This is a genomic window from Actinoplanes derwentensis, from assembly GCF_900104725.1.
Taxonomy (GTDB): domain Bacteria; phylum Actinomycetota; class Actinomycetes; order Mycobacteriales; family Micromonosporaceae; genus Actinoplanes; species Actinoplanes derwentensis.
The window spans coordinates 4,304,227-4,327,669 of sequence record NZ_LT629758.1 but is presented as its reverse complement, the minus strand read 5'-3'; the positions used below and the strand labels follow the sequence as shown (position 1 = coordinate 4,327,669).

Genomic DNA, 23,443 nt, shown 5'->3' with positions numbered 1-23,443 from the left:
TCACCGCTCCATCTCGAACTCGATCCGCACGACGCCGTCGCCTTCCGAGACCCGCAGGCCCTGTGCCCGGCGGCTGCGGGCGTAGGCCAGGATGGCGTCCCGATAGGCCGATGCCAAGACGACGTTGAACGCCTCCTGAACCCGTGCCCCGACCGCCGCCAACTGTCCGCCCGCGGTGCGTTCGAGGTCCGCCTCGGCGGCCGCCGTCGCCTCGGCCAGCGCTGCCTGCGCCTCGGCGTGTGCCCGGGCCTCGATCTCCGCCTGGGTGTTCGCTTCGGCTGCGGCCCGGGCGGCGTCGATCCGGGCGGCCGCGGCCCGGTCGAGGAGACGGTCGGCGTCGAGGCCGGCGTCCCGGCGGGCAGTCTCCTCGGTCAGGCCGCCCCAGCCGTCGTCGTAGTAGCGGCCCTCGCCCTCGACCTGGACCTCCTCCTCGACGACGCCGCTGACCCGGGCGGCGGCCTCCCGGCCCGCGGAGACCTCGGTGCGCGCCTCGGCGACGGTCTGCAGCGAGCGGGAGTCGAGGTGGTAGACGACGTAGCCGCCGTCGACGTCGTACCGGAAGCCCTCCGGGATCTCGCGCCACCCGTCGTGGGCCGAGAGGATGCGTTCCAAGGCGGCCAGCACCGGCCTGCCGAGCAGGGAACCGAGCTCCTGGCGGCTCTCGGCCCGGCCGACCGCCTCGCCGTGCAACGTCACCTGCCGGCGGACCTCATGGTTCCACGATTCCGCCAGTCGGCGGCTGGCCTGTACGCGGATACGGCGCGGGTTGCACATGTCAGCTCTCCTGCTGTTCATGGTGGCGCAACGTGTCGATGGCGGTGGTGTGGGCGGCGTCGATCCGGGCGTGCAGTTCGGTGTCGTCCGGGTGGTCCTCATGGGCTTCCCGGCCGAGCCGGTGCAGCAGGCGGACCCGCTCGCGCAGCTGTTCCCGGGACGGCCGGCCGTCGTCCGGGGCGGTGAGTTCGGTCAGGTCCAGGCGCAGGGCGGCGGCCGACCGCGCGCGGGACAGCCCGTCGGGTGCGGCGATGTCGTGGTCGCCGAGGATCCGCCGGATCGTGCTGTCGTCACCCGGCCTGGTCCACAGGTGCGCGAGCACTCCCAAGTCCTTCGTCTCGGCCACGGCACGGGCGTCGAGCAGCGCGGACGCGGCGATGAGGCGCTGGGCCTTGACGGCGCGCCGGTCGGAGAAGGCCACCCCTTCCCGCCGCAGGGTCCGGACGATGTCGCCGAACTCGCCACGGACGGCCGCGACGTCGACGTGCGCGACCTCGGTCTGCAGTTTCCGCAGTTCGTCCAGCGAGAAGCGGGCCGGGCCGGCGTCATCCGGCACGCTCGTTCCGGTCATCGCGTGTTGCTCCCGGCGCCATCCGGTGATCAGCAGGTCGTCGATCTGGTCCGGGTCGACGTAGCCGACGGCGACGCGGAGCAGGAACCGGTCGCTGAACCCGGCCAGGACCGGGTCGTCGGGCAGGTCGTTGGTGGAGCCGAGCAGGCTGAGCAGGTCGGCCGGCTCGGTCAGTGACCCGTTGTGGAACCGCCGCTCGTTCATCAGCATGAGCAGGCTGTTCAGGATCGCGGAGCTGCCCTGGAAGACCTCGTCCAGAAACGCCAGGTGTGCCTGCGGCAGCATGCCCTCGGTGTTCAGGCGGAACCGGCGCTCCTCCTGGAAGGCGTGCACGTCCATCGGCCCGAACAACTCGGCGGGCTCGGTGAACCGGGTCAGCAGATACGGGAAGTACCGCACGTCGAGTATCCGGGCGAAGCTGTCCAGCAGGGACGTCTTGGCGGTGCCCGGCGGGCCGACGAGCAGCACGTGCTCCTGGCTCAGCAGGGCCAGCCCGACCACGCGGACCACCTCGTCCCGGCCCACGAAGTCGTCGGCCACGCTGTCCAGCCGGGTCCGGAAGGCGCGGGCCTGCATGCGGATCCTGCGGGCACGGGCGGCGGGGTCGGTCACCGGTTCCCCTCTCCTGTGTCGGCTGGGGTGATGGATCGGGTTCGGGTGGTCAGGACCACCGGTGTCGTCATCGCCCGGCGGGAGCCGTCGGCGGCGGTGGTGCCGGCGCCGGTGCGCCCCGCCTCTCGTTGCCGGCGTGACCGGCGCAGTTCGCCGAGGATCTGGCCCAGCCGGTACGCGTCGGCGGGCCGGCGGCTGCCGACCAGTTCACCGGCTCGCGCGTCCCGGAACAGCGACCGGATGTCGTCGCCGCTGCACCCCTCGGTGCTGGCGGCGATGTGGTCCAGCAGCCGCTCGCTCGCCTCGACGCCGAAGTGGCCGGCGTGATACTTCGCGATCTGCCGCCGGGCGCCGAGATCAGGTTGTCCGATCTCGATCGGCCGGAACCGGCTGGGCCGCAGCAGGGCCTCGTCGATGATGTCCAGCCGGTTCGTGGTCCCGATGATCAGGACCGGAACCTCCGGGCGGAAGCCGTCCAGCTCGGTGAGCAGCTGAGCGACGACGGCGTTCCCGGCGCGGTTGCCGCCGTCCGGCTGGCCGGTGCGCCGGGCCGCTATCGAGTCGAACTCGTCGAAGACGATGACACTCGGGGCGTTGCGCCGGGCCTCGGCGAAGATGTCACGGAGCTTGCGCTCGCTCTCGCCCACGTACTTGTCGGTGATCTCCGGCCCGGACACGACCAGGATGGTCGCGCCCATCGCGGTGGCCGCCGCCTTGGCGAACAGCGTCTTTCCGGTGCCGGGTGGCCCATGGAAGATGAATCCCGCCGGGACCAGTTCGGTGCGCAGCCCTTCCGGGATGTGGGCGGCGCCACCGACGATGTCCAGGGCGTCCCGCAGCTCGTCCTTGACCAGCTGGTAGCCGCCGATGTCGTCGAAGTCCACGTTCGGCACCTCGAACGAGCTCGACGTCTTCGCTTTGAAGGTCTGCAGTTCGGCCACCAGTTTGCCGAAGGTGGGCCGCTCGGCGTCCGGTCCGGGCGGCGTACGGTGCTGGTGGGCCGCGTATCGCAGGGCGTGCCGCAGCCGGACCGCGTTCAGGCCGGCGACGTGTTTGTACAGGCCGATCTCGTCGAAGCCCACGAACAGGTCCGCCTCGTCCCGGGTGACCAGCGCCCGGCCGGTCGGCACCGGGCCGGCCAGGGTGATCACCTGCCGGGGGAGGATGTCGACCGGCAGCCGGACCGCGAAACGGCTGGCCAGCACCTCCGGCAGAATGAGCGAAGGATCGAAGAACGCCAGCAGTACGCAGTCCGCCGCCTCGTAGACGGCGTCCGCCAGCTCGCGTGCCTCGGCGTTCAGCGTCGCGTCGTTGCCGCCGGCGAGCAGGTCCAGGTGCGGAACCACCACCAGGTCACCCGGACGGGCCGTGCTCAGCCCCTCGATCAGCACGTCCAGCAGTTCGCTGCGCCGGCTCGACGGCAGACCGGGCAGTCCGGCCGCCGGAGCGTCCTGGCCGTTCGCGCGGTCCAGGCGGATCGTCCTGGTGACCCGTCCGCTGCGCGCGGCGATCTCCTCGGCCAGATGACTGACCAGGATCTTCTCCGCGCGTACGAGTACCGACAGCCCACTCTCCAGATAGGAGGCGGCACGTTCGATGTCCAGCTGATGCGCCAGGAGGACCGCTTCCCGATCGTTGATCCGCCGCGGGTGCTGCCCGTCGGCCGTGACCTCTCCCGGCCGATCCTGATCACCGGCCGGGACAGCCGGGCCGGCCGTCGCACCGTCCGTGCCCGCGGTGGCCGGATCCCCGCCGGGCGCGCTGCCGAGCCGGGCTCCGGGCGGCAGGTAACCGGGCTGGTCCGGCCGGATCGGGATCACGTCGATCCGCAGCTCCGCGAGCCGCATCTGGAGATGGTCGGCGCTGAGCGGAACAGTGCACAGGACGGGGAAATCGGCCAGCAGATCACCCAGAGTGGGATCGCCCTCGTCGAGGAGCACACGATCCTCGAACGACTGCACGTCGTCGTTGTCGGTCATGAACGTCAGCCGGCGTCTGGTCACAGGTCGCTCACCCCCGCGGCGGGGTGCCGGCGGACCAGCAGGTACAGGTCCCGCAGCGCGGCCGGGAACCGTCCCCGGGCGAGGAGAGCGGCCACCGGCCGGGCGGTGAGACCGGCCCAGAAGCGCACCACCCGAAGCGCGTCGGCATCCGGTCTCCCAGCGGCGGCGGACGCGGCGATCCGCCGTGTGGCCGAGGCCATCCGGGCGTCCCAGGCCGCCGCGTGCCAGTTCCGCGCGGCCAGGTAGACGTCCAGCACCAGACCGGGATGCTCGGCGGCGAGCCGCAGCAGGACGTCGCCGCGCCACTGGAGGACCGCGACGTCCGGATGGCAGCCGGCCAGCACATGGGTGAGCACACCGGGACCGCCCGGGCGCCGGGCCAGGGCCAGCGCCGTCCGTACCGCGGTCTGCCGGCCCGACGGATGCGGGGCCAGCAGCACCGCCGTCAACGGCGAAGCGTCCAGCCAGGCACCGGCCAGGTCGTCCGGGCCGTGGTCCGGAGCGGACAGGGCCGCCCCGGCCACCGCGTGCCGGGCCAGGGCGTCGGCCCAGCCGGTGGCCGCCGCCTGGTCCAGTCGCGGAGCCGGCAGGGCGGCCGCCAGCCTGGTCGACAGATCCGGCCGGGTCCGCCCGCCGATCGAGGCCGCCAGCAGTACCGCCCCAGCGCCGACCGCCGAGGCGTCGCCGAGCGGCGGGTTCCCGGCGCCGGAGCGGGCCGCGGTGACCCGGGTCAGGGCCCGCAACCGCTCCCCGACGGCGGGCACGGACACCAGGTCGCCCACCCGGCGCAGGGTGCCCAGCGGCGGTGGGCCGGACGGTGCCGCCGCCCACGTCAGCACCTGAACGGTGGTCGCCGCGGCGGTCTCGCCCCACCGGCTGGTGGTGGCCAGGCCCGGGATCGGTCCGGCCGCGGTCACTCGGAGGTCCCGTCCGCGCCCGGCCGGCCGCCGGTGACCCGGTAGGGCACCGGCGCCATCGTCCCGTCGGCCCCCTTGCCGGTGGGGAGCGCGTGGTAGAAGCGCAGCGTCCGGCCCGAGCGGCCCAGATTGACCAGGGCCGCGACCTGCCAGGGCCGCCGGAAGGTCGAGCAGTGCAGGGTCACGTCGATGCTGGACAACCCGAACTCGTCGGTGGCGGCGAACAGATGCGTGTGGTACCAGCCGAGGACCTCCTCCTGCCGGCCGCGACTGGCCAGGAGATTGGCCAGCTCCAGGAAGCTCTCTCCGGTGAAGGTGAACCGCAGCAGCGAGGCACCGGTGCTGCGGGCCGGCACCACGTCGGTGATCTCCAGGACGTCCCGCCCGGGACCGGCCGGGTCACGGCGCCGGTGCCCGATCACGAAGCCGCCCTCCTCGACGTCCATCGAGAAACCCTGGGTCAGGAACTGATCCAGGGTGTCCGGCCCGATGAGCACCACCGGCCCGTCCTCCTGGACGCCGGACAGCCCCAGGCCGGCCAGATCGATCGGATCGGGTTCGGGCTCGGGCAGTTCCTCCAGCCGGGTGATGCCCCGGCGGCGGCCCGCGGTGATCTCCACCTGGCCCTCGACCGCCGGAACCGGCTTCACGAAGGCCAGCTTCTCCAGCCCGGGACCGGCCAGGCCGTAACCCCAGTGCGCCACGTCCGGGTGGGAACGGGCCAGGTGCCGCTGCAGAGGCCGCCCGACGAGTTCGCGGACGGTGTGCGGATGGCGGTAGACGATCCGGCCGTCCGCGACGGCGGTCACGATCACGTAGCCGTGCCCGGGCCGGAGATTGACCAGGCTGGGCGTGCCGTCGAGGGTTCCCTCGTCGTCCACCGGCTGGAGACTGAGGCGGAAGCCGGCCCGGTCGACGACCGCCCCGAGCACGGGCCGCAGCGCATCGCGGAGCAGTGGCACGAGGGCGTGCCGCTCCCCGTAGGTGTAGTCCGGAGCGGTGAACAGCTCCACCTCGACGCTCATCCGTGGAACGGCTCCATCCGTGGTCGGTACCCTCGCCGGGCCGGATCCGGCCCGGGTGGATCGAGAAGCCGCCCGCCGATCGCCGCGAGCTCGCCCTGGTTGTCCCGGACCCACGCCGCCGCCGCCACGTCCAGGGCGTTGCCGGAACCCATCACGACCAGTCCCGAATCGGTGCGGACCACGTCACCGGTCGGGACCTGGAGGCTGTAGTTGCCGAACCCGGCGATGTCCAGCAGGGTCAGGCACAGGTCCCCGAGATCGAAGCCGGGCTGATAGGCCTCCTCCAGCTCGCCGAGGCACACGTAACCCCGCAGTTGCGGGCGTGCCTGGGCGCGGTCGCTGTCGTAGTTCGGGAAGACGTTGGGATGGAAGATCGGGGACAGCCAGAACACCGTGGGCGCCGACTGCGGGAAGTCCGGCCCGAATTCGATCAGCACGTGGTGCTCGTGCACGAGCACCGGCCCGGCGGGCGGTGGCGGCGGCCCGAAGCTGGCCCTGGTGAAGGTCACCTCGTACGCGGTGGCGGCCTCGGCGGACTCCGCGGCCAGACCCCAGCCGTTGGCCGCGGTGAACTCCAGCAGCTGATTGCGGGCCCGGGTCAGTGCCTCGAACCGCAGCGCCGGGTTCACCGCGCCGGCGTTGGTCTCGTAACCCACCCGGACCTGCTCGCCGTCGCGGACACCGGCCTCGTGCAGGGTCTGATCCGGCCGCATCCGTTCGCCCTGTCCGTTCGACAACACCCGGTCGGCCACCGCCCGGCGGGAGCCACCCGCCGACGGGTACTCCGACAGCACCGACGCCGTGACGTCCTCGACCCGCATCGCCGCGGGCAGGTCCCCGAGCCGGAAACGGCGGCCGTCGGGTCCGACACCGATCAGATGGGAGATCAGGTATGCTGGCTCCCCGGGCGCCACCAAGGTCCACTCCAGGGGGAGCGGATCCAGGATGGCCATCACGCGTTCCACATCGGTGGAGGCGAACTCCAGCAGAATCGTGGAGTTGGTTCCGGACCGTAACCGTGGTTCCAGGTCCCCGAGTTTGGCCATGATGACGTGACGTTCCTCCTCGCCACTGGCCAGGAAGAACGCTTGGACGTTGGTGCTGACGCCGTAGGGATCGCGGCGGGGTTCACCGGGCCCAGCGGCGGGTTCGGGCGGTGGCGTCGGCGGTGCGCATCGGCCCTGCAGCTCCACCAGGACCGGATTCACCGGGAAGTCCTCGAGGGCGCGGCCGATCAGCGTCGGGAAGTCGACGGGGCCGCCCGCGGCGATGTTCTGGATGATCTGCAGCCAGGCGGTGACCGGATCGAGGTTGCCGGCCGGAATGACTGCCGGGGGCAGGCCGATGTCGGCCAGGACGACAGCCGGTGGTGACCCGTAGGCGTTGATGAGCGCCCCACGGAGCTGACCCTGCTCCTTAGGACTCAGCGTCACGGCCGGAGCCCAGTTCCACGAGGAGGACGGCGCCGTCCGGCCCCCGGGCGGGCAGGATCTCACCCGGGGCGACGCCGAGGCCGGACAGCCGATCGGAGCGGTCGGCGTCGGACAACCGGTAGCTCGATGCCGGTCGGATCACGGCTCCACACTGCATGCAGTGCCTCCTTTGTGTCCCGTTCGCGGCACGATGGTAACGGGTTTGGCCATCGCGGACGCTACAGGTCGTTCGGACGGGGAATGCTGCCCACACGTTCAGGGTGTACCCGTCCGGCAAGTGGCTGAGCAGGTCCTCGACCGTGTCGTCCGGTGAGATCGGGACGCGAAGATCAACCGGCCCCAGTGGACGATGGTGCGGGCAGTCCGGCGCGAGCCGTGGCGCGACGGGCCCGGTGGTTCCGGTCAGCCCTTCGATCCGGAGCATGCGATAGTCCGGCGGTTGCCCGAAAACGATCTGCAGAGCCGCCGTCGTCATCCAGGCGCCGACGAGCGCGGTGAGAGCGATCGACGCGGCCATCTCCCGTTCTGGATAGAGATCGGTGTACGCGGTGGGCAGATCACCCACGGCCCGCTCCCGCGCGGTCAGGGTGCACCCGTAACACGGCTCGGCGGCGTCGACGCGCATCCGCACCTCGCCGCTCCACGGCCCGGTGCCCCCGTCGACCAGCCGGGCGTCGGCGAGAGCACACCGGCCGAGCAGCTCCAGCCGGGCCCGCCGGGAGTCCAGACAGCCCAGGACGATCGAGCTGTCCCGAAGTTCGGCCAGCCCCACCCCGGCGGTGAGACCGGCGGCCCGGGGTTGCACCGCACACTGCGGGGCGAGCCCGGCGAGAGCCTCGGCGGCGGCCTCGACCTTGGGCCGGCCGACGTCCTTCTCCCGGAACAGCACGGTGCGGCTGAGGTTGGAACGGCTCACGGTGTCCGGATCGCAGATGATCAACCGGCCGATTCCGGCCATGCCGAGATTCTTCGCGACCTCGTTGCCGAGCGCACCGGCACCGCACACCACGGCGGTTGCGTCGCCGAGCAGATCCTGGCGCCAGCCGGGCAAACCGGCGTGCCGGGCGAAGCGGTCGGTCACCCGGGTACCTCGTGCGTGATCGGGCACCGGACCAGCCGGCCGTCCGGTCGCCAGTCGTCCCAGCAGGTCAGCCCGCTCACCGGGTCACGGTGGACGGCGAGCTCGCAGGGTGGCAGGCCGGACGCGCCGACCGGGCGGGCACACGGGCAGACGATCACCATGTCGCCGGGGCGGAAGGTATGCGCGCAGACCGGGCAGGTGGGTCCGGCCCCGCCCGGGCCACGTCGCGGCAGCCGCCAGTCCCCGTCCGACAGCCGGACCGGCTCACCCGAGGCGGCAGGCCATGCCTCCAGCAGCCCGCGAGCGAACGCGGCGGCGTTCTCGCCGTCCCCGGTACCGTGGTCCGCGGGCGTGCCGCAGTTCAGCACCGGATCCAGGTGCCGCACGTCCCAGCCGGACGTCTCGACCCGGTCACCGACCCGGAACGTGTGCCGGCAGGTGGTGCAGGTCAGCCCCAGCCACCGGGACAGCGTGGTGGTGATGCCGGCGCCGGCCGTCCGCCCGTCGCCGAACAGCGGATGCATCCCGACCTCGTGCCCCAGTTCGAAGGCGAGCACCTCGTCGTCGGTCATCCGCAGAGCATCTCGTCGATGGGACCGCCGCCGACCTCGGCCAGCAGTTGCTCCACCCAGGCCGGGCGGAACCCGTCGGCGAGCACCTCGACCCCGGTCCCGTCGCTGCGGATCTCGATCCGGACCAGCCGGCCGTCGGGGTGGTCCGGGTACTCGGACGCGTCGATGAGATCGGGCAGATGCGGGACGAAGACGAACTCCGGTTCCTCGTTGGACATGATCATCTCCAGATGCCTGGGACGCCCGCCCCGCACTCCGGGCAGGCGCCGTCGGTCAAGGTCATGCCGGCCAGCGCCCAGACGTCCCGTTCGATGAGCACGTGTCCACAGGTGAGGCACGACGTGTGCCGTCCGGGCGCGCCCAGGGCGCGTTCCACGTAGACGTACCGTAGACCGGCGTCCCGGCCGACGTCCACGGCCCGGGCCAGCGCCTCCGGCGAGGTGGGCGGCTGTCCGGTCAGCCGGTAGTCGGGGGAGAACCGGGCCAGATGCCACGGGATGTCACGGTCGATCCGGGCGATCCGGCGGGCGATCCCGGCCAGCTGGTCCGCGCTGTCCGACGTGCCCGGGATCAACGGGGTGGTGACCTCGATCCACACACCCGCCGCGTGCAGCCGTTCGACGGTGTCGAGCACCGGCCCGAGCGACGCCCCGGTGAGCCGGCGGTGCGCCTGCTCGTCGTCCGCCTTCACGTCGATGTTCACCGCCGTCAGGATCGGCGCGACCAGGTCCGCCGCCTCCGGCGTGAGGAACCCGTTGCTCTTCCACAGCAGCCGGATCCCCTCTGGCCCCGCCGCCTCGACCAGTTCCAAGGCCAATTCCAGAGCGAGAGACGGTTCCGTGTACGACATACCGATCACCGCTCCGGCCGAACGCGCCCGTGCCACGATGGCCACCGGATCCGCCGGCTCGCCGCGCCATCCACTCGCGTCGTCCCGGCCGTACTGGGAGAGCCGGTGGTTGATGCAGTAGGTGCACCGGAAGGTGCAACCGGGCCCGGCCACGGTCAGCACCGGGCTGCCCGGCAGAACGTGGAAGAACGGTTTGCGCTCGACCGCGTCGACATGTGCCACCGCGACCGACCGGGTGGCGGTCTGCAGCTGGCCGCCGTGGTTGCGGCGGACCCCGCAGACGCCGGTACGCCCGTCCGGCAGGACACAACGGAACGGGCACAGCCGGCACACCACACCGCTACCGGCGGGCGCGGCGAGCAGCGCGGGAGTCCAGGTCGGCCCGGCGGCGCTCATGTCGTCCCCCGGTCGCCGGTCAGCAGGACGGCCGCCAGCGCCACCAGCTCGTCCGCCGTGGGGAGAGCACCGAGATGGTGGTGCCGGGGATGGGTCGGCACCGGCGTGACCGGCATCCCCGGTGTCTGGGTGGTGACAACGGTCAGGTGCGGCTCGGCCGTCCCCGGGAGCCGCTGGGCCAGCGCCGTCTGCAGGTGCGTGAGCAGCACCACGGACCGGCCGGTGGCGTGCGCCTCGGCCGTGGCCGCGTGCAGATCCGGCGGAGCGAGCGAACGCGCCGTCCAGACATGAGCCAGCTGACCCGGGCGCGTCAGCACGACGGCCGGGAGCGACGGATCCGCGGTCAGGAAGAGCGGCTCGGCCCCGGCCTTCCACAGAGCATTGACCACCAGGTGTACGAGGGACCGCAGCACCACCTCCACCGGTCCGTAGGTGGCCGGCGACACGTCCAGGACCAGCGCCGTCGGCTCGCACTCCGACGGCGGGATCCCGGGAATCCGCCGGTACAACAGCCCTTCGGTGACCGCGAGCGCCTGATGCACCGGGCCGGGCAGGCCGAGATGCGAGTGGATCAGCCGGTGCGGCGGCCCGTGCCGGTCCAGCAGCGGATCGGTGCGCGCGACATCCCCGGCCGCGGGCCGCCCGGCGACGGCGAGCACCGCACGGTTCGTCGCCGGATTCGCGCCGGCGGCGGCGCCACCCAGCACCGTGAGCGCCTCCGGCGGCAGCTCGGGCAGCCGATCACTGAGCGACGACAGCCGCAACGCCATGGCCGGATCCGCCGAGAGCGCCTCCGGACCGAGAATGATCAGCAGGTCGAGAATCCGCTCCGGCATCGCGTCGAGCGCCGCCCGCACCTCGGCCGACCCCATACGCGGCTTCCGGCCCGGGTCTCCACCGACCGCGCGACCCGCCCGCAACGCCGGGGCCGCGGCATCGAGATGTGCTGCCGGCAGGGCAAACCGCTCCGGGTGCTCGAACTGGGCGGTGATCAGGCCGACGACAGCGGCCCGCGCGGCCGGCGGCCACTTCAGGCCGGCGGCCCGGCGCAGGAACGGATGCCCGTCCAGCTCCGCCAGCCCGGAGTCGTTGAGCATCCCACGCGACGACGGATCACCGGTCATCGCGAGCAGATCCGCCACCAGCCCCAACGGAGGCCAGAGCCCACCACGCCCCAGCCCGACAAGACCGGCGATCGCGTCCCTGGGAGCTGGTGCCCGATCGGCGTGGGCTTCGGACATGACGTCGAACGGCCGAACGGCGACCGGGGCGACCCCGATGATCTCGTGAAGGTAGACGGTGCCGTCTCTACACCCGACCGCTAGGAAGGTGCCCCTCTCAGCCAGGTGGCGTTGATCGCTTCTACCAGGCCGGGTGGCCCATGCAACGGACCAAAAGCTGTTGGTGTGTTCGGTGAGTGTGGTGATGGTGTGGCCGGTGTGTGGGTTCCAGATGCGTGCGGTGTTATCTCTGCTTGCGGTGGCGATGAGGAGTTGTCCGGTGTTGGTGGTGGCCCAGGCGACGGACCGCACGAGGCCGGTGTGTTCGGTGAGTGTGGTGATGGTGTGGCCGGTGTGTGGGTTCCAGATGCGTGCCGTGTGGTCGTCGCTGGCGGTGGCGATGAGGGGTTGTCCGGTGTCGGTGGTGGCCCAGGCGACGGACCGCACAGTGTTGGTGTGTCCGGTGAGTGTGGTGATGGTGTGGCCGGTGTGGGGGTTCCAGATGCGTGCGGTGTGGTCTTCGCTTCCGGTGGCGATGAGGGGTTGTCCGGTGTCGGTGGTGGCCCAGGCGACGGACCGCACGATGTTGGTGTGTCCGGTGAGTGTGGTGATGGTGTGGCCGGTGTGGGGGTTCCAGATCCGTGCGGTGTCGTCACCACTGGCGGTGGCGATGAGGAGTTGTCCGGTGTCGGTGGTGGCCCAGGCGACGGACCAGACGGGGTCGGTGTGTTCGGTGAGTGTGGTGATGGTTTCGCCGGTGTGGGGGTTCCAGATCCGTGCGGTGTTGTCGTCGCTGGCGGTGGCGATGAGGAGTTGTCCGGTGTCGGTGGTGGCCCAGGCGACGCACCAGACGCGGCCGGTGTGTCCGGTGAGTGTGGTGATGGTTTCGCCGGTGTGGGGGTTCCAGATCCGTGTGGTGCCGTCGCTGCTGGCGGTGGCGAGGAGGGGTTGTCCGGAGTCGGTGGTGGTCCAGGCGACGGAGTTCACAAAGCTGGTGTGACCGGTCAGGACGCTCTCTGCACCCGCACCGACGCGAATGCTCGATGCCGGCACCGGGCCGAGTCGCCCGTAGGGCATGACTGCCATCGGGCCTGCCGTGCGGCCGCCCTCTTCGCCGCGGACCGAAGCGCTCAACTCATATGTCAGGTCGAATAGGCATACCTGGCCGTCCTGAGTGCCGGTGGCGAGCCGGATCATGCCCCCTCTACCGGGTTGCGGCGCGACGCTCCAGACAGCCGTCAGATGCTCAGCCGTGGCCAGAACGTTTCCGGTGTGGGGGCTCCAGATGCGTGCGGTGTCGTCGCTGCTGGCGGTGGCGAGGAGGGGTTGTCCGGTGTCGGTGGTTGCCCACGCGACGGAGTTCACCGCGCTGGTGTGTCCGGTGAGTGTGGTGATGGTGTCGCCGGTGTGTGGGTTCCAGATTCGGGCGGTGTTGTCTTCGCTGGCGGTGGCGAGGAGGGGTTGTCCGGTGTCGGTGGTTGCCCACGCGACGGAGTTCACCGCGCTGGTGTGTCCGGTGAGTGTGGTGATGGTGTCGCCGGTGTGTGGGTTCCAGATTCGGGCGGTGTTGTCTCCGCTGGCGGTGGCGAGGAGGAGTTCTCTGGCGTCGGTGGTCGCCCACGCGGCGGACCAGACCGTGCCGGTGTGCCCGTCGAGGGTGGTGATGGTTTCGCCCGTGTGTGGGTTCCAGATCCGTGCTGTGCCGTCGTCGCTTCCGGTGGCGAGGAGGAGCTGTCCGGTGTCGGTGGTCGCCCACGCGGCGGACCAGACCGTGCCGGTGTGCCCGTCGAGGGTGGTGATGGTTTCGCCCGTGTGTGGGTTCCAGATTCGGGCGGTGCGGTCTCCGCTGGCGGTGGCGAGGAGGAGTTGTCCGGTGCCGGTGGTTGCCCAGGCAACAGACCAGACGATATTGGCGTGCCCGGTGAGTGTGGTGAGAGTTTCGCCGGTGTCGGGGTCCCAGACCCTGGCCGTCGTGTCGTCGCTTCCGGTGGCGAGGAGAACCTGCCCGGTGCCGGTGGTGGTCCAGTCGATGGAGTTCACGTAGTCGGTGTGGCCGACCAGCACGTTCGTGCCGCTGCTCGGGGTGAGCGTGGCCGCGCCGATCTCGCCTGACGTGCTTCTTCCCGCCTCGACGGCCTGGGGGTCACCCCGTAGACCGCCCCGGATCGTGGCCAAGTGGGCAGCGGCCCACCTCTTGACGGTCGAATTTCCCACAGCAGTCACCCGGATGCCCCGTCACACCAGCTCGAAGTATCGAGCGGCCAACTCCCGGAAGCCCGGATTGCGCGGCCGTGCATCGAGCGCCCGCCGCAACAACGCGAGCTGACCCCCGTCAACCGCACTGTCCGCGAGCGCGTGCAACGCGCGATCCCAGGCTTCCACCGGCCCCAGCCCGCGATCCGGCCAGTCCTTTCGATGCAGGCCCAGGTCGGAGAGCATCAGTTCCAGGTCTCGTTCCCCACGGAACGCGTCGATCGCCGCGTCCCGGAACGTGATCTCGTCCGGCTTCGACATCCGCGTACGTGGCATCGGCTTTTCGGCGGCCGGGGTGGCCAGTGCGGGGAGGGAGGCCGCCAGTTCGGGGAAGACGGCCCGGAGGTCGCTGACGTGCCGGCAGAGCACCGCCCCGCCGAGGGCCCCTTTCCGGTCCGCCGTGCTGGGGTAGGCGGTCACATATCCGGCCACCCGCTCGGCCCCGTCGACCTGCCACATCAACGGCCCGCCGGACATCCCGGCGGGTTTTTCGGCGAATCGGGCGCCGAGCGCCGCCACGAACACCCGGATCACCCGATGGCTGCCGACCAGTTGGTCCCCGGATTCCACCGTCCCGGTCATCGCCACCGCGTGCAGTGAGGGGTCGAGTTCCGGGAATCCGACGACCCGGACCGGTGCGTACGCGGGTGGCTCGGCGCCCAGTGGCAACGCGACCCGGTCGAGGCGGGCGCGGAGGCCGGGTTCGGCGGCACGTGTCTCGTCCAGCACGAGCAGTGCCGCGTCCAGCGCCGCGTGGTGTCGGAGGTAGCGGACCGGGACGTCGAGGAACCGCTGGTCCGAGGCTTGGGGCTGGAGGCGTACCCAGATTCGCGCGTCGGTCCCGCCGATGTCGCGGACGCAGTGCCAGGCGGTGAGCACCCGCCCACCGCCGACGGCGAACGCGCTGCGCAGCACCCCGTCCGGCCAGGTGGCCCGTTCCGCCGGGGTCAGCAGCCGGCCGACCCCCCACTCGACGGTGCTCACCCGGGGTTCGGCTGTGGTCGTCGGAGCTTGAGTGTCACCTCGACCGTGGCCTCGCCGGTCGCCGTCAAGAAGGCCTGCACCGCCTTGCCCGCTCCGAGGGTGGCCTTGACGCCGAATTTCAGTTCCACATCGCCGATCTCGTACGACTGTGGATCGGTCCCGATGGCTCCGGCCGGGACACGGCTCTCGATGCCGGCCACGATGCCCCCGACGACGAGCGCCACCTCGGAGCCGACCGCTTCGGCGGCGGCGCGCAGCACGTCGTTGCCGATCTGCGCGACCTGCCGGCCGGTGGAGATGGTGTGCCGCCCGCGGTAGCCGGCCGCCGGAACGTGCCCGGTCTCGTCGGGCTCGTCGAGATCATCCGGCTCGGGCAGTGCGCTCTCCTCCAGCAGAACGCCCAGCGCGATGTCGATCGTGGTGTCGCCAGGTTGCCGCACGTCCACACCCTCCGGTCACAGTGACATCACCGCAACATAGCGGAGCGTCGCCAAGATCGGGTGGTACCGATCGGGGAGGGCGGTTCCCGGGTCCCCGCTGACATCAGGGCTTGGGTGGGGGCCGTGGATCGGTGATGCTCGTCAGGGATTCACCGACATCGACGGCGGAGGTTTCATGGGACCGGTTCTGCGCAGGCTCGATGAGGTCGCCGGCACGCTCGCGGCTCGGACGGATGTGGTCGGGCTGTTGGGGCTCGGGTCGTGTGGGGCGCAGCGGGGGCGGCTGGACGAGCATTCCGGGCTGGACTTCTTCGTGGTCGTCGACGACGGGGCGAAGTGGCGTTACCTGGACCGGGTGGACTGGCTGCCGGCGCCGGTCACCTACCTGTTCTCGCACGACCGCAACGGCCGCAAAGCGCTGTTCGAGGACGGCATGCTCGCCGACTTCCGGGTCTTCACCCTCGCCGAGCTGGCGAAGACGGCGTTCTCCGGGGCACGGGTGGTGTGGCGGCGTGACGACGCGCCGAAGGATCTCGCCGAGTCGGGGCACGCGGTGCCGCGGGAGCCGTTCCACACCGAGGAGTTCCACCTCAACAACGCGCTGGTCAGCCTCTACGTCGGACTGCACTGGGAGCGGCGCGGGGAACGGCTGGCGGCGTCGCGGCTGATTCAGGGGCGGGCGGTCGACGACGTGATCGCCCTGTTGCGGCTGGACGGCGGTGATTTTCCGTACCGGGATCCGTTCGACCCGTCGCGCCGTGTGGAGCGGGCCTATTCGCCGCGCAACCTGCCGCTGGACCTGATGGTGCCGGGGTACGGCGGGAACGTGGCGGCGGCCCGGTTCACTCTGGACTGGCTGGCGCAGCGGTACGCGGTTGCGGCGGGGATCGGGGACGCGATCCGGGAACTGATCCGATCGGCTGATGTTTGACGCTCGCCGGAGCGAGGAATGTCGATGCGGTGACTGAGGTCGTACCCCGATGGCGTGCTGTTGTCCTTGATTTTGTGGAGCGGGCCGGATGGTCGGCCGGTCAGGTGTTCTTCGCGACGCTCCTGGCCGGCGGGGTCGGTACGGTCATCGACCTGCCGTGGCGGTATTCGCTGACGCTGGCGGTGAGCGCGTTCGTCTTCTCACTGGTGCTGACCGCGGTGCAGTACCTGTCGCGGGTGACGGATCTGGCGTTCTGGCCGGATCTGCTGGCCCGGCTGGCGAAGACGTTCCTGGCGTCGCTGGCCGGGTCGATGGTGGCGGGCGTCTTCGACGTGACCACGTTCGACTGGGAGAGCGCCCTGAACGTGGCGCTCCTGGCGACCGTCGCCGCCTTGGGCAAGGGGCTGCTGGCTCGCGAACCGGCGGTGGCGAACGGTCAGGTCCCGCCCGGTGCCAGCCCGTCCACGCTGCCGCTGGGTACGTACCGGGAAGCAGTGGAAAGGTCAGTAGCCGATGGGCAGACCGGCGTAGTTCTCGGCGAGCCCGGTGGACCCCGCCCGGCTTCCGGTGACCCAGCGTAGCTGCGATAGCTGGAGTTCCGCGTCGAACGGATCCCCGGAGGTGTGCAGCATCGTCGTCATCCACCAGGAGAAATGCGTGCACCGCCAGACCCGGCGCTGCGCGTCGTCGGAATAGCTGGCGAGAAGCCGTTCATCACCGGAGATCAGCGCTCTACTGAGCAGCGCCACATCGGCGATCGCCAGATTGAGCCCTTTCGCTCCGGTCGGCGGCACGATGTGCGCGGCGTCCCCGGCGAGGAAGAGCTTGTCGTGCCGCATCGGCGTCTGCACGTAACTGCGCATCGGCAGCACACTCTTGTCGGTGATCGGCCCCGGATTGAGTTTCCACCCGTCCTGCCCGTGCCCCAGCCGGGTCGCCAGTGCGGACCAGATCCGGTCGTCCGACCACGACGCCGGATCGGTTCCGTTCGGGACCTGCAGATAGAACCGGCTGACCGATGACGACCGCATCGAATGCAGCGCGAACCCCTCCGGATGCCAGGCGTAGATCAGTTCATCGGTCGACGGCGCGACATCGGCGAGGATCCCGAACCAGGAGTAGGGATAGACCTTTTCGAACCTCTGAGCCGCCGGTACGGCGTTCCGGCTCGGCCCGAACGAACCATCGCAGCCGGCGATATGCAAAGCATCCAGGACGATGTCGTGTCCAGCTTTGTCGGTGAACTGCACCCGCCCGGTCGCGGCATCCAGTTCGACGTCCGAGACTTCGTAGTAGACCTCGGCGGTCCGCGCCGCGACCAGATCCTTCTGCAGCTCGGTCTGACCGTAGACCCACACGCTCCGGCCGGTCAGGTCGACGAAGTCCAGATGGTGACGCTCGCCGGGCCACTGCAGGTAGATGCCCCGATGCTGATCACCTTCGGCCCGCAGCCGAGCGCCCAGCCCCACCGACTCCAGCAGTTCGACACTGGAGTGCTCCAGGATCCCGGCCCGGATCCGCGCCGAGACGTACTCCTCCGAGCGTGTCTCGACGACCACCGACTCGACGCCGCCCTGGGCGAGGAGATGGGCGAGGAGCAGTCCGGCCGGGCCGGCGCCGATGATGGCGACCTGGGTTCGCATGCCCTCAGCGTTGGTCACCGGAAGGCCGGGGCACAAGACCCTGATTCCATTGAACGGAAGCCAGCGTCCGGCCGATCCCGTGCGCCGCCACCTGCAGAGCCGACACCAGACGGGGTAGTTGACGGCGCAGATCCGGCACCACCATGCCCAGGGCGGCGACCACGACGTCACCGTTGCGCACCGGAACCGCCACCGAACACGCGCCGAGGCTCATCTCCTCACCGGTGGTGGCGTAACCCTCGGCCCGGACCCGGCGCAACTGTTCGAGCAGACGGGCCGGCTGGGTGACGGTGTACGCGGTGACCCTGGTCAGATGCCGGAGCGCCTCCGCGCGGACCTCCTCGGGCGCGTGTGCCAGCAGCACCTTGCCGACTCCGGTGGCGTGCATCGGCAGCCGTGACCCGACCCGGCTGACCACCGGCACCGACACGTGCCCGGCGAGTCGTTCCACGTACAGCACTTCGAGACCGTCGCGGACGGCCAGGTGCACGGTGGCGAGGGTGGTCCCGTACAAATCATGCAAAAATGGCGAAGCCGCCTGGCGGAGACCGCTCTGCACCGGCGCCAGCAGGCCGAGTTGCCAGATCCGGCGGCCGATCACGTATTCACCGTTCGGCTCGCGGGCCAGCGCACCCCACCGGTGCAGCTCAGCGACCAGGCGATGCGCGGTGGCGAGCGGCAGGCCGGCACGGCGCGCCAGATCGGTCAGACTGAGGCTGCGGTGCTCGCCGTCGAAGGCGCCCAGCAGATCCAGCGCACGGGAGGTCACGGTGACACCCAACCCGGCCTCCTTCCGTTCAACGGAAGAACTTTATCGCCGAGTTCCCGGCGACCGCCTAGCGTCCGGAGCGTGAACATGGAGTCGTCACAAGCTGACATCAACCGGGAGATCGAGGCGGCGGCCCAGCAGCCGGGCGGACCGCAGCCGCGACTCGACTACCCGTCCTACCGCAGCAGCGTCCTGCGGCACCCCAAGCAGCCGGCGTACCTGATCGACCCGGAGTCGGTCGAATTGTGGGCGCCCGCCTTCGGTCACCGGGACGTCGCCGTCGACGAGGCCGACCTGACCATCCAGCACGCCGGCACCCCGATCGGCGAGCGCATCGTGGTCACCGGCCGGGTCCTGGACGGCGACGGTCATCCGGTCGTGAACCAGCTGGTCGAGGTGTGGCAGGCCAACGCCGCCGGCCGGTACCGGCATCAGCGGGACCAGCATCCGGCCCCGCACGACCCGAACTTCACCGGTGTCGGGCGGATGCTGACCGGCCCGGACGGCACCTACCGGTTCCAGACGATCAAGCCGGGACCGTACCCGTGGCGCAACCACCTCAACGCGTGGCGCCCGGCGCACATCCACTTCTCGCTGTTCGGCACCGACTTCACCCAGCGCCTGGTCACCCAGATGTACTTCCCCGGCGACCCGCTCTTCGCGCTGGACCCGATCTACCAGTCGATCACCGACCCGAAAGCCCGGGAACTGCTGGTCGCCCAGTACGACCACGAGGTGACCACACCGGAGTGGAGCACCGGTTACCGCTGGGACGTGGTGCTCACCGGCACCCACCGCACCCCGCTGGAATCCGACACCGAGGAAATCAACTGATGAGCGCGGTCCCTGGTCAGACGGTCGGCCCCTTCTTCCACCTGGGCCTGGAATACGACGCGATGAACGAGCTGGTGCCGCCGGGCAACCCGAAGGCGGTCCGGCTGCACGGCCACGTCCGCGACGGCAACGGTGATCCGGTTCCGGACGCGGTCCTGGAGATCTGGCAGGCCGACCCGCAGGGCGCCATCCTGCGGCAGCCCGGTTCGATGCGCCGCGACGGCTGGACCTTCACCGGCTGGGGGCGGGCCGCCACCGACCGGGACGGCCACTACCAGTTCTTCACCCTGGAACCGGGCGCCACCGAACCCGGCACCGCCCCGTTCTTCGCGGTCACCGTCTTCGCCCGCGGACTGATGGACCGGTTGTTCACCCGCGCCTACCTGCCGGACCTGCCGGAACTGCTGTCCGATCCGCTGCTCGGCGCGGTCGAACCGGACCGCCGCCAGACGCTGATCACCAGCCGTGAGCCCGGCGGCCTGGTCTTCGACGTGCGCCTGCAGGGTGAGGATGAGACGGTCTTCCTGACCTATCCGCGCCTGCGCGACGCCTGGGCCTGACGACGGGGTGTGTGGTGACCGACCTCCTGTGGCCCGGCGACGACCGCGCCGGTGACATCTTCACCGACGCGGCAGTGCTGGCGGCCATGGTCCGGGCCGAGGCCGCCTGGCTGGACGCGCTCGTACGGCACGGGGTCGCCGAACCGGCCGCCCACGACGACCTGTCCGGCCTGATCGGCCCGGACGACGTCCCGCTGGTGGCCGCCGGTGCCGAAGCCGGCGGCAACCCGCTGATCCCGCTGCTCAGGTTGCTCCGGGAACGCCTGAAGGCCCGCAACCCGGCCGCCGCGTCCTGGCTGCACAAGGGCCTGACCAGCCAGGACGTCATCGACACCGGGCTGGTCCTGTGTGTGCGCGACGCGGTGGCGAAGATCCAGGACGACTGCAAGATCCAGATCGAGGCTTTGGTACGTCTGGCCGCCGAGCACCGTCACACCCTGATGCCGGGCCGGACTCTGACCCAGTACGCCGTACCGATCAGTTTCGGTCTTAAAGCAGCGACCTGGCTCAACAGCATCCTGGACGCCCGGGACCGCCTCGCCCTCGCCGATCACCTGCCCGTGCAGGTCGGCGGTGCGGCCGGCAGCCTGGCCGCGCCGGTCGCGCTGGCCGGCACCCCGATCGCGGTCCGCGGCCTGATCGAGACCGCCGCCGGCACTCTCGGCCTGCCGGTCCGCGACCCGTGGCACACTGCCCGGGCCCCGCTGACCGGCGTCACCGACGCCCTGGTGACCTGCACCGACGCGTGGGGCCGGATCGCCAACGACGTGCTCGTCGGCGCCCGTCCCGAGGTGCACGAACTGGCCGAGGGAACCGTCGCCGGGCGGGGTGGCTCGTCGGCGATGCCGAACAAGCAGAACCCGGTCCTGTCGATCCTGATCCGCCGGGCCGCCCTGGCCGCCCCGTTCCTGGCCGCGACCATGCACGCGGGGGCGGCGGCGGCCGTCGACGAACGTCCCGACGGCGGCTGGCACATCGAGTGGGCCACTCTGCGGACGGTGGCCCGCCGTACCGTCACGGCCGGCTCGCAGACCGCCGAACTACTGGCCGGTCTCCAGGTGGAGAAGTCCTGGATGACCGCCAACCTGGCCGCCGCCCGCCCCGGAATCGACGCCGAACAACGGTCGGTCGGCACCGACCCCGGCGAGCCCTACCGGGGCGCGACCGACGAGATCATCGACGCCGCCCTGGCCCGAGCCGGGAAAACCCGCCGAGAGGGACCGATTTGCTGACCGCGACCACCTTCACCGACGCCCCAGGGCGCCCGTTGCTGCTGCTCGGGCCCTCGATCGGGACCACCGCGCAAACGCTCTGGTCAGCCGCTGCCGGGCGGCTCTACGGGCGCTACCACGTGGTCGGCTGGGACCTGCCCGGCCACGGGCGCAGCGCCCCGGCGACCGGGGCGTTCACCGTCGCCGACCTGGCCCGCGAGGTGCTCGCCCTGGCCGATCGGATCCGGCCGGGGGAGTCGTTCGGCTTCGCCGGGGACTCGCTGAGCGGCGCGGTCGGCCTGCAGTTGCTGCTCGACGCGCCCGAGCGGGTCACCGGTGCGGTGCTGCTCTGTACCGGCGCGAAGATCGGCGCGGCGCCCGCCTGGCACGACCGGGCGGAACTGGTACGGGCCGAAGGCATCGAGGCGGTGGTCGCCGGATCGCGGGAGCGCTGGTTCGCTCCGGGGTTCAACGGCACGGAACCGCTGATCGCGGCGCTGCGCGCGACCGATGCCGAGAGCTACGCGCGCGCCTGCGAGGCCCTCGCCGGGTTCGACGTGCGGGACCGGCTCGCCGAGATCGCCGCCCCGGTGCTGGCCGTTGCCGGGGCGCACGACAAGCCGACCCCGCCGGACAGCCTCCGGGAGATCGCCGATGGTGTTCTGACCGGGCGCCTGGTGGTGCTCGACGATGTCGCCCACCTGGCCCCGGCGGAGAGCCCCGAGGTCGTCGCGTTCCTGCTGGACCAGCACTTCGACGAGCAGCGGGCGGCCGGTATCACGGTCCGCCGGGAGGTGCTCGGCCCGGCGCACGTGGACCGGGCCACCGCCGCGACCACGCCGTTCACCCGCGACTTCCAGGACATGATCACCCGGTACGCCTGGAACGAGATCTGGACCCGCCCCGGCCTGCAGCGCCGGGACCGTTCGCTGATCACCCTGACGGCCCTGATCGCTCTCGGGCATGATGAGGAGCTGGCGATGCACGTCCGGGCCGCCCGCACCAACGGGCTCTCCGACGACGAGATCAAGGAGCTGATCCTGCAGACCGCGATCTACTGCGGTGTACCGGCCGCCAACACCGCTTTCCGTATCGCTCAACGGGTTCTGGGGGAATCACCGTGACCGACTCGTTCGTCTACGCCGCCGCCCGTACCCCGTTCGGCCGCTACTCCGGCGCGCTCGCCGGTGTGCGCCCCGACGACCTGGCCGCCACCGCCCTGACCGGCCTGCTCGCGAAGGCCTCCGAACTCGACCCCGCCAACATCGACGACGTGCACTGGGGCACCGCCAACGGAGCCGGCGAGGACAACCGCAACGTCGGCCGGATGGCGGTCCTGCTCGCCGGGCTGCCGACCAGCGTGCCCGCGAACACCGTCAACCGGCTCTGCGGCTCCAGCCTCGACGCCGCGATCATCGGTTCCCGTGCCATCGCCGCCGGGGAGGCCGAGATCGTGGTGATCGGCGGTTCCGAGTCGATGAGCCGGGCCCCGTGGGTGCTGCCGAAACCGTCGGGCGGATTCCCGGCCGGCAACCTCGAAGCGGTCTCCAGCACCCTCGGCTGGCGGATGGTCAACCCGCGGATGCCGGCCGAGTGGACGGTGTCGCTGGGGGAGTGCAACGAGCAGCTCGCCGACCGGTACGGGATCTCGCGGGAACGACAGGACGAGTTCGCCGTACGATCGCATGTCCTCGCCGACAAGGCCTGGACCGACGGCTTCTACCAGGATCTGACGGTGCCGGCCGGCGACCTCGGCGACCGGGACGAGAGCATCCGGGCCGACAGCAGCACCGCGAAGCTGGCCGGCTTGAAACCGTCGTTCCGTCCCGACGGCACGATCACCGCCGGTAACGCGTCGCCCTTGAACGACGGCGCGGCGGCCGTCCTGCTCGGCACCGCCGCGGCGGCGTTCCAGATCGGCTACGACCCGATCGCGCGGATCGCCGGCCGGGCCGCGCACGCCCTCGACCCGCAGGACTTCGGGTTCGCCCCGGTCCAGGCGGCCGAGAAGGCCCTGCAGCGGGCCGGTATCACCTGGTCCGACGTCGGCGCCGTCGAACTCAACGAGGCGTTCGCCGTACAGTCCCTGGCCTGCATCGACGCCTGGGGCATCGACCCGGAGATCGTCAACACCCGCGGCGGCGCCCTGGCCATCGGCCACCCGCTCGGCGCGTCCGGCGCCCGCATCCTCGGCACCCTCGCCCACGTCCTGCGCGAACGCGACCAGCGCTGGGGCGTGGCCGCCATCTGCATCGGCGTCGGCCAGGCCTTGGCCGTGGTCCTGGAGAGCGCCTGAGCGAGGGTGGATCACATCCTGACCCGGCACATGGTCGGATCGCGACCATGAATCCATCTCGTTCGATG

Annotated in this window: 22 protein-coding genes; 7 read left to right on the top strand and 15 right to left on the bottom strand. The window is 71.2% G+C overall.

All coding sequences use genetic code 11. From position 1 onward, the window contains the following. The 13 genes from BLU81_RS19180 to BLU81_RS48395 are packed head-to-tail and all read right to left on the bottom strand — an operon-like array spanning position 1 to position 15,131. Positions 1-774, bottom strand: a complete 774-nt coding sequence (locus BLU81_RS19180) for a hypothetical protein (RefSeq protein WP_092545935.1) — start codon at positions 772-774, stop codon at positions 1-3. Position 775: 1 nt separating this feature from the next. After that, positions 776-1,957 (bottom strand): AAA family ATPase, encoded by a 1,182-nt coding sequence (locus BLU81_RS19175; protein ID WP_231954645.1) that lies wholly within the window; start codon positions 1,955-1,957, stop codon positions 776-778. Then, positions 1,954-3,960 (bottom strand): ATP-binding protein, encoded by a 2,007-nt coding sequence (locus BLU81_RS19170; protein WP_197686284.1) that lies wholly within the window; start codon positions 3,958-3,960, stop codon positions 1,954-1,956. The genes BLU81_RS19175 and BLU81_RS19170 overlap by 4 nt, the downstream gene beginning before the upstream one ends. Next, the gene (locus BLU81_RS19165) at positions 3,957-4,877 is read right to left on the bottom strand and encodes a hypothetical protein (RefSeq protein WP_092545934.1); all 921 of its coding nucleotides are present in this window, start codon (positions 4,875-4,877) and stop codon (positions 3,957-3,959) included. Before BLU81_RS19165 ends, BLU81_RS19170 begins: the two co-directional genes overlap by 4 nt. Continuing rightward, positions 4,874-5,902, bottom strand: coding sequence for a JAB N-terminal domain-containing protein (locus BLU81_RS19160; protein WP_092545933.1), 1,029 nt, complete (start codon positions 5,900-5,902; stop codon positions 4,874-4,876). Before BLU81_RS19160 ends, BLU81_RS19165 begins: the two co-directional genes overlap by 4 nt. Beyond that, on the bottom strand, positions 5,899-7,335 hold the full coding sequence (locus BLU81_RS19155; RefSeq protein WP_092545932.1) for an effector-associated domain EAD1-containing protein: 1,437 nt from the start codon (positions 7,333-7,335) through the stop codon (positions 5,899-5,901). The genes BLU81_RS19160 and BLU81_RS19155 overlap by 4 nt, the downstream gene beginning before the upstream one ends. Then, complete coding sequence (locus BLU81_RS19150; protein ID WP_157751678.1) at positions 7,319-8,416, bottom strand: HesA/MoeB/ThiF family protein; 1,098 nt, start codon at positions 8,414-8,416, stop codon at positions 7,319-7,321. The genes BLU81_RS19155 and BLU81_RS19150 overlap by 17 nt, the downstream gene beginning before the upstream one ends. Next, a complete protein-coding gene (locus BLU81_RS19145) occupies positions 8,413-8,988 on the bottom strand; it encodes a hypothetical protein (protein ID WP_092545930.1) in 576 nt (191 codons plus the stop codon). The genes BLU81_RS19150 and BLU81_RS19145 overlap by 4 nt, the downstream gene beginning before the upstream one ends. Next, entirely contained in the window at positions 8,985-9,206 is a 222-nt protein-coding gene (locus BLU81_RS19140; protein WP_092545929.1) for a radical SAM-modified peptide, FtsH ternary system-associated, read from the bottom strand. The genes BLU81_RS19145 and BLU81_RS19140 overlap by 4 nt, the downstream gene beginning before the upstream one ends. A 2-nt stretch (positions 9,207-9,208) precedes the next feature. Continuing rightward, positions 9,209-10,234, bottom strand: coding sequence for an AmmeMemoRadiSam system radical SAM enzyme (gene amrS / locus BLU81_RS19135; protein ID WP_092545928.1), 1,026 nt, complete (start codon positions 10,232-10,234; stop codon positions 9,209-9,211). Further along, complete coding sequence (locus BLU81_RS51570) at positions 10,231-13,629, bottom strand: WD40 repeat domain-containing protein (protein ID WP_157751677.1); 3,399 nt, start codon at positions 13,627-13,629, stop codon at positions 10,231-10,233. The genes amrS and BLU81_RS51570 overlap by 4 nt, the downstream gene beginning before the upstream one ends. Before the next feature lie 60 nt (positions 13,630-13,689). Then, positions 13,690-14,691, bottom strand: coding sequence for an effector-associated domain EAD1-containing protein (locus BLU81_RS19125; protein WP_157751676.1), 1,002 nt, complete (start codon positions 14,689-14,691; stop codon positions 13,690-13,692). Then, positions 14,688-15,131, bottom strand: coding sequence for a hypothetical protein (locus BLU81_RS48395; protein ID WP_157751675.1), 444 nt, complete (start codon positions 15,129-15,131; stop codon positions 14,688-14,690). Before BLU81_RS48395 ends, BLU81_RS19125 begins: the two co-directional genes overlap by 4 nt. Positions 15,132-15,306: 175 nt before the next feature. Between BLU81_RS48395 and BLU81_RS19120 the strand changes: the two genes are divergently transcribed. Beyond that, entirely contained in the window at positions 15,307-16,062 is a 756-nt protein-coding gene (locus BLU81_RS19120; protein ID WP_092545925.1) for a hypothetical protein, read from the top strand. 29 nt (positions 16,063-16,091) lie between these two features. Further along, on the top strand, positions 16,092-16,643 hold the full coding sequence (locus BLU81_RS19115) for a hypothetical protein (RefSeq protein WP_157751674.1): 552 nt from the start codon (positions 16,092-16,094) through the stop codon (positions 16,641-16,643). Here the strand turns inward: BLU81_RS19115 and BLU81_RS19110 are convergent. Together BLU81_RS19110 and BLU81_RS19105 are read right to left on the bottom strand one after the other, a co-directional pair. Continuing rightward, on the bottom strand, positions 16,566-17,705 hold the full coding sequence (locus BLU81_RS19110; protein ID WP_092557308.1) for a 4-hydroxybenzoate 3-monooxygenase: 1,140 nt from the start codon (positions 17,703-17,705) through the stop codon (positions 16,566-16,568). The genes BLU81_RS19115 and BLU81_RS19110 overlap by 78 nt on opposite strands. A gap of 4 nt (positions 17,706-17,709) precedes the next feature. After that, complete coding sequence (locus BLU81_RS19105) at positions 17,710-18,486, bottom strand: IclR family transcriptional regulator (RefSeq protein WP_092545923.1); 777 nt, start codon at positions 18,484-18,486, stop codon at positions 17,710-17,712. Between the two features lie 75 nt (positions 18,487-18,561). Here BLU81_RS19105 and pcaH point away from each other — a divergent pair, with 75 nt between their 5' ends. Genes pcaH through BLU81_RS19080 form a run of 5 tightly spaced genes read left to right on the top strand, consistent with a single transcriptional unit; the run spans position 18,562 to position 23,375 of the window. Further along, a complete protein-coding gene (gene pcaH / locus BLU81_RS19100; RefSeq protein ID WP_092545922.1) occupies positions 18,562-19,308 on the top strand; it encodes a protocatechuate 3,4-dioxygenase subunit beta in 747 nt (248 codons plus the stop codon). After that, positions 19,308-19,868, top strand: coding sequence for a protocatechuate 3,4-dioxygenase subunit alpha (gene pcaG, locus BLU81_RS19095; protein WP_092545921.1), 561 nt, complete (start codon positions 19,308-19,310; stop codon positions 19,866-19,868). Before pcaH ends, pcaG begins: the two co-directional genes overlap by 1 nt. 14 nt (positions 19,869-19,882) lie before the next feature. Next, a complete protein-coding gene (locus BLU81_RS19090; RefSeq protein WP_092557306.1) occupies positions 19,883-21,100 on the top strand; it encodes a lyase family protein in 1,218 nt (405 codons plus the stop codon). After that, the gene (pcaDC, locus tag BLU81_RS52255; RefSeq protein ID WP_092545920.1) at positions 21,094-22,203 is read left to right on the top strand and encodes a bifunctional 3-oxoadipate enol-lactonase/4-carboxymuconolactone decarboxylase PcaDC; all 1,110 of its coding nucleotides are present in this window, start codon (positions 21,094-21,096) and stop codon (positions 22,201-22,203) included. The genes BLU81_RS19090 and pcaDC overlap by 7 nt, the downstream gene beginning before the upstream one ends. Next, complete coding sequence (locus tag BLU81_RS19080; RefSeq protein ID WP_092545919.1) at positions 22,200-23,375, top strand: thiolase family protein; 1,176 nt, start codon at positions 22,200-22,202, stop codon at positions 23,373-23,375. The genes pcaDC and BLU81_RS19080 overlap by 4 nt, the downstream gene beginning before the upstream one ends. The last annotated feature ends 68 nt before the right edge of the window (positions 23,376-23,443 follow it).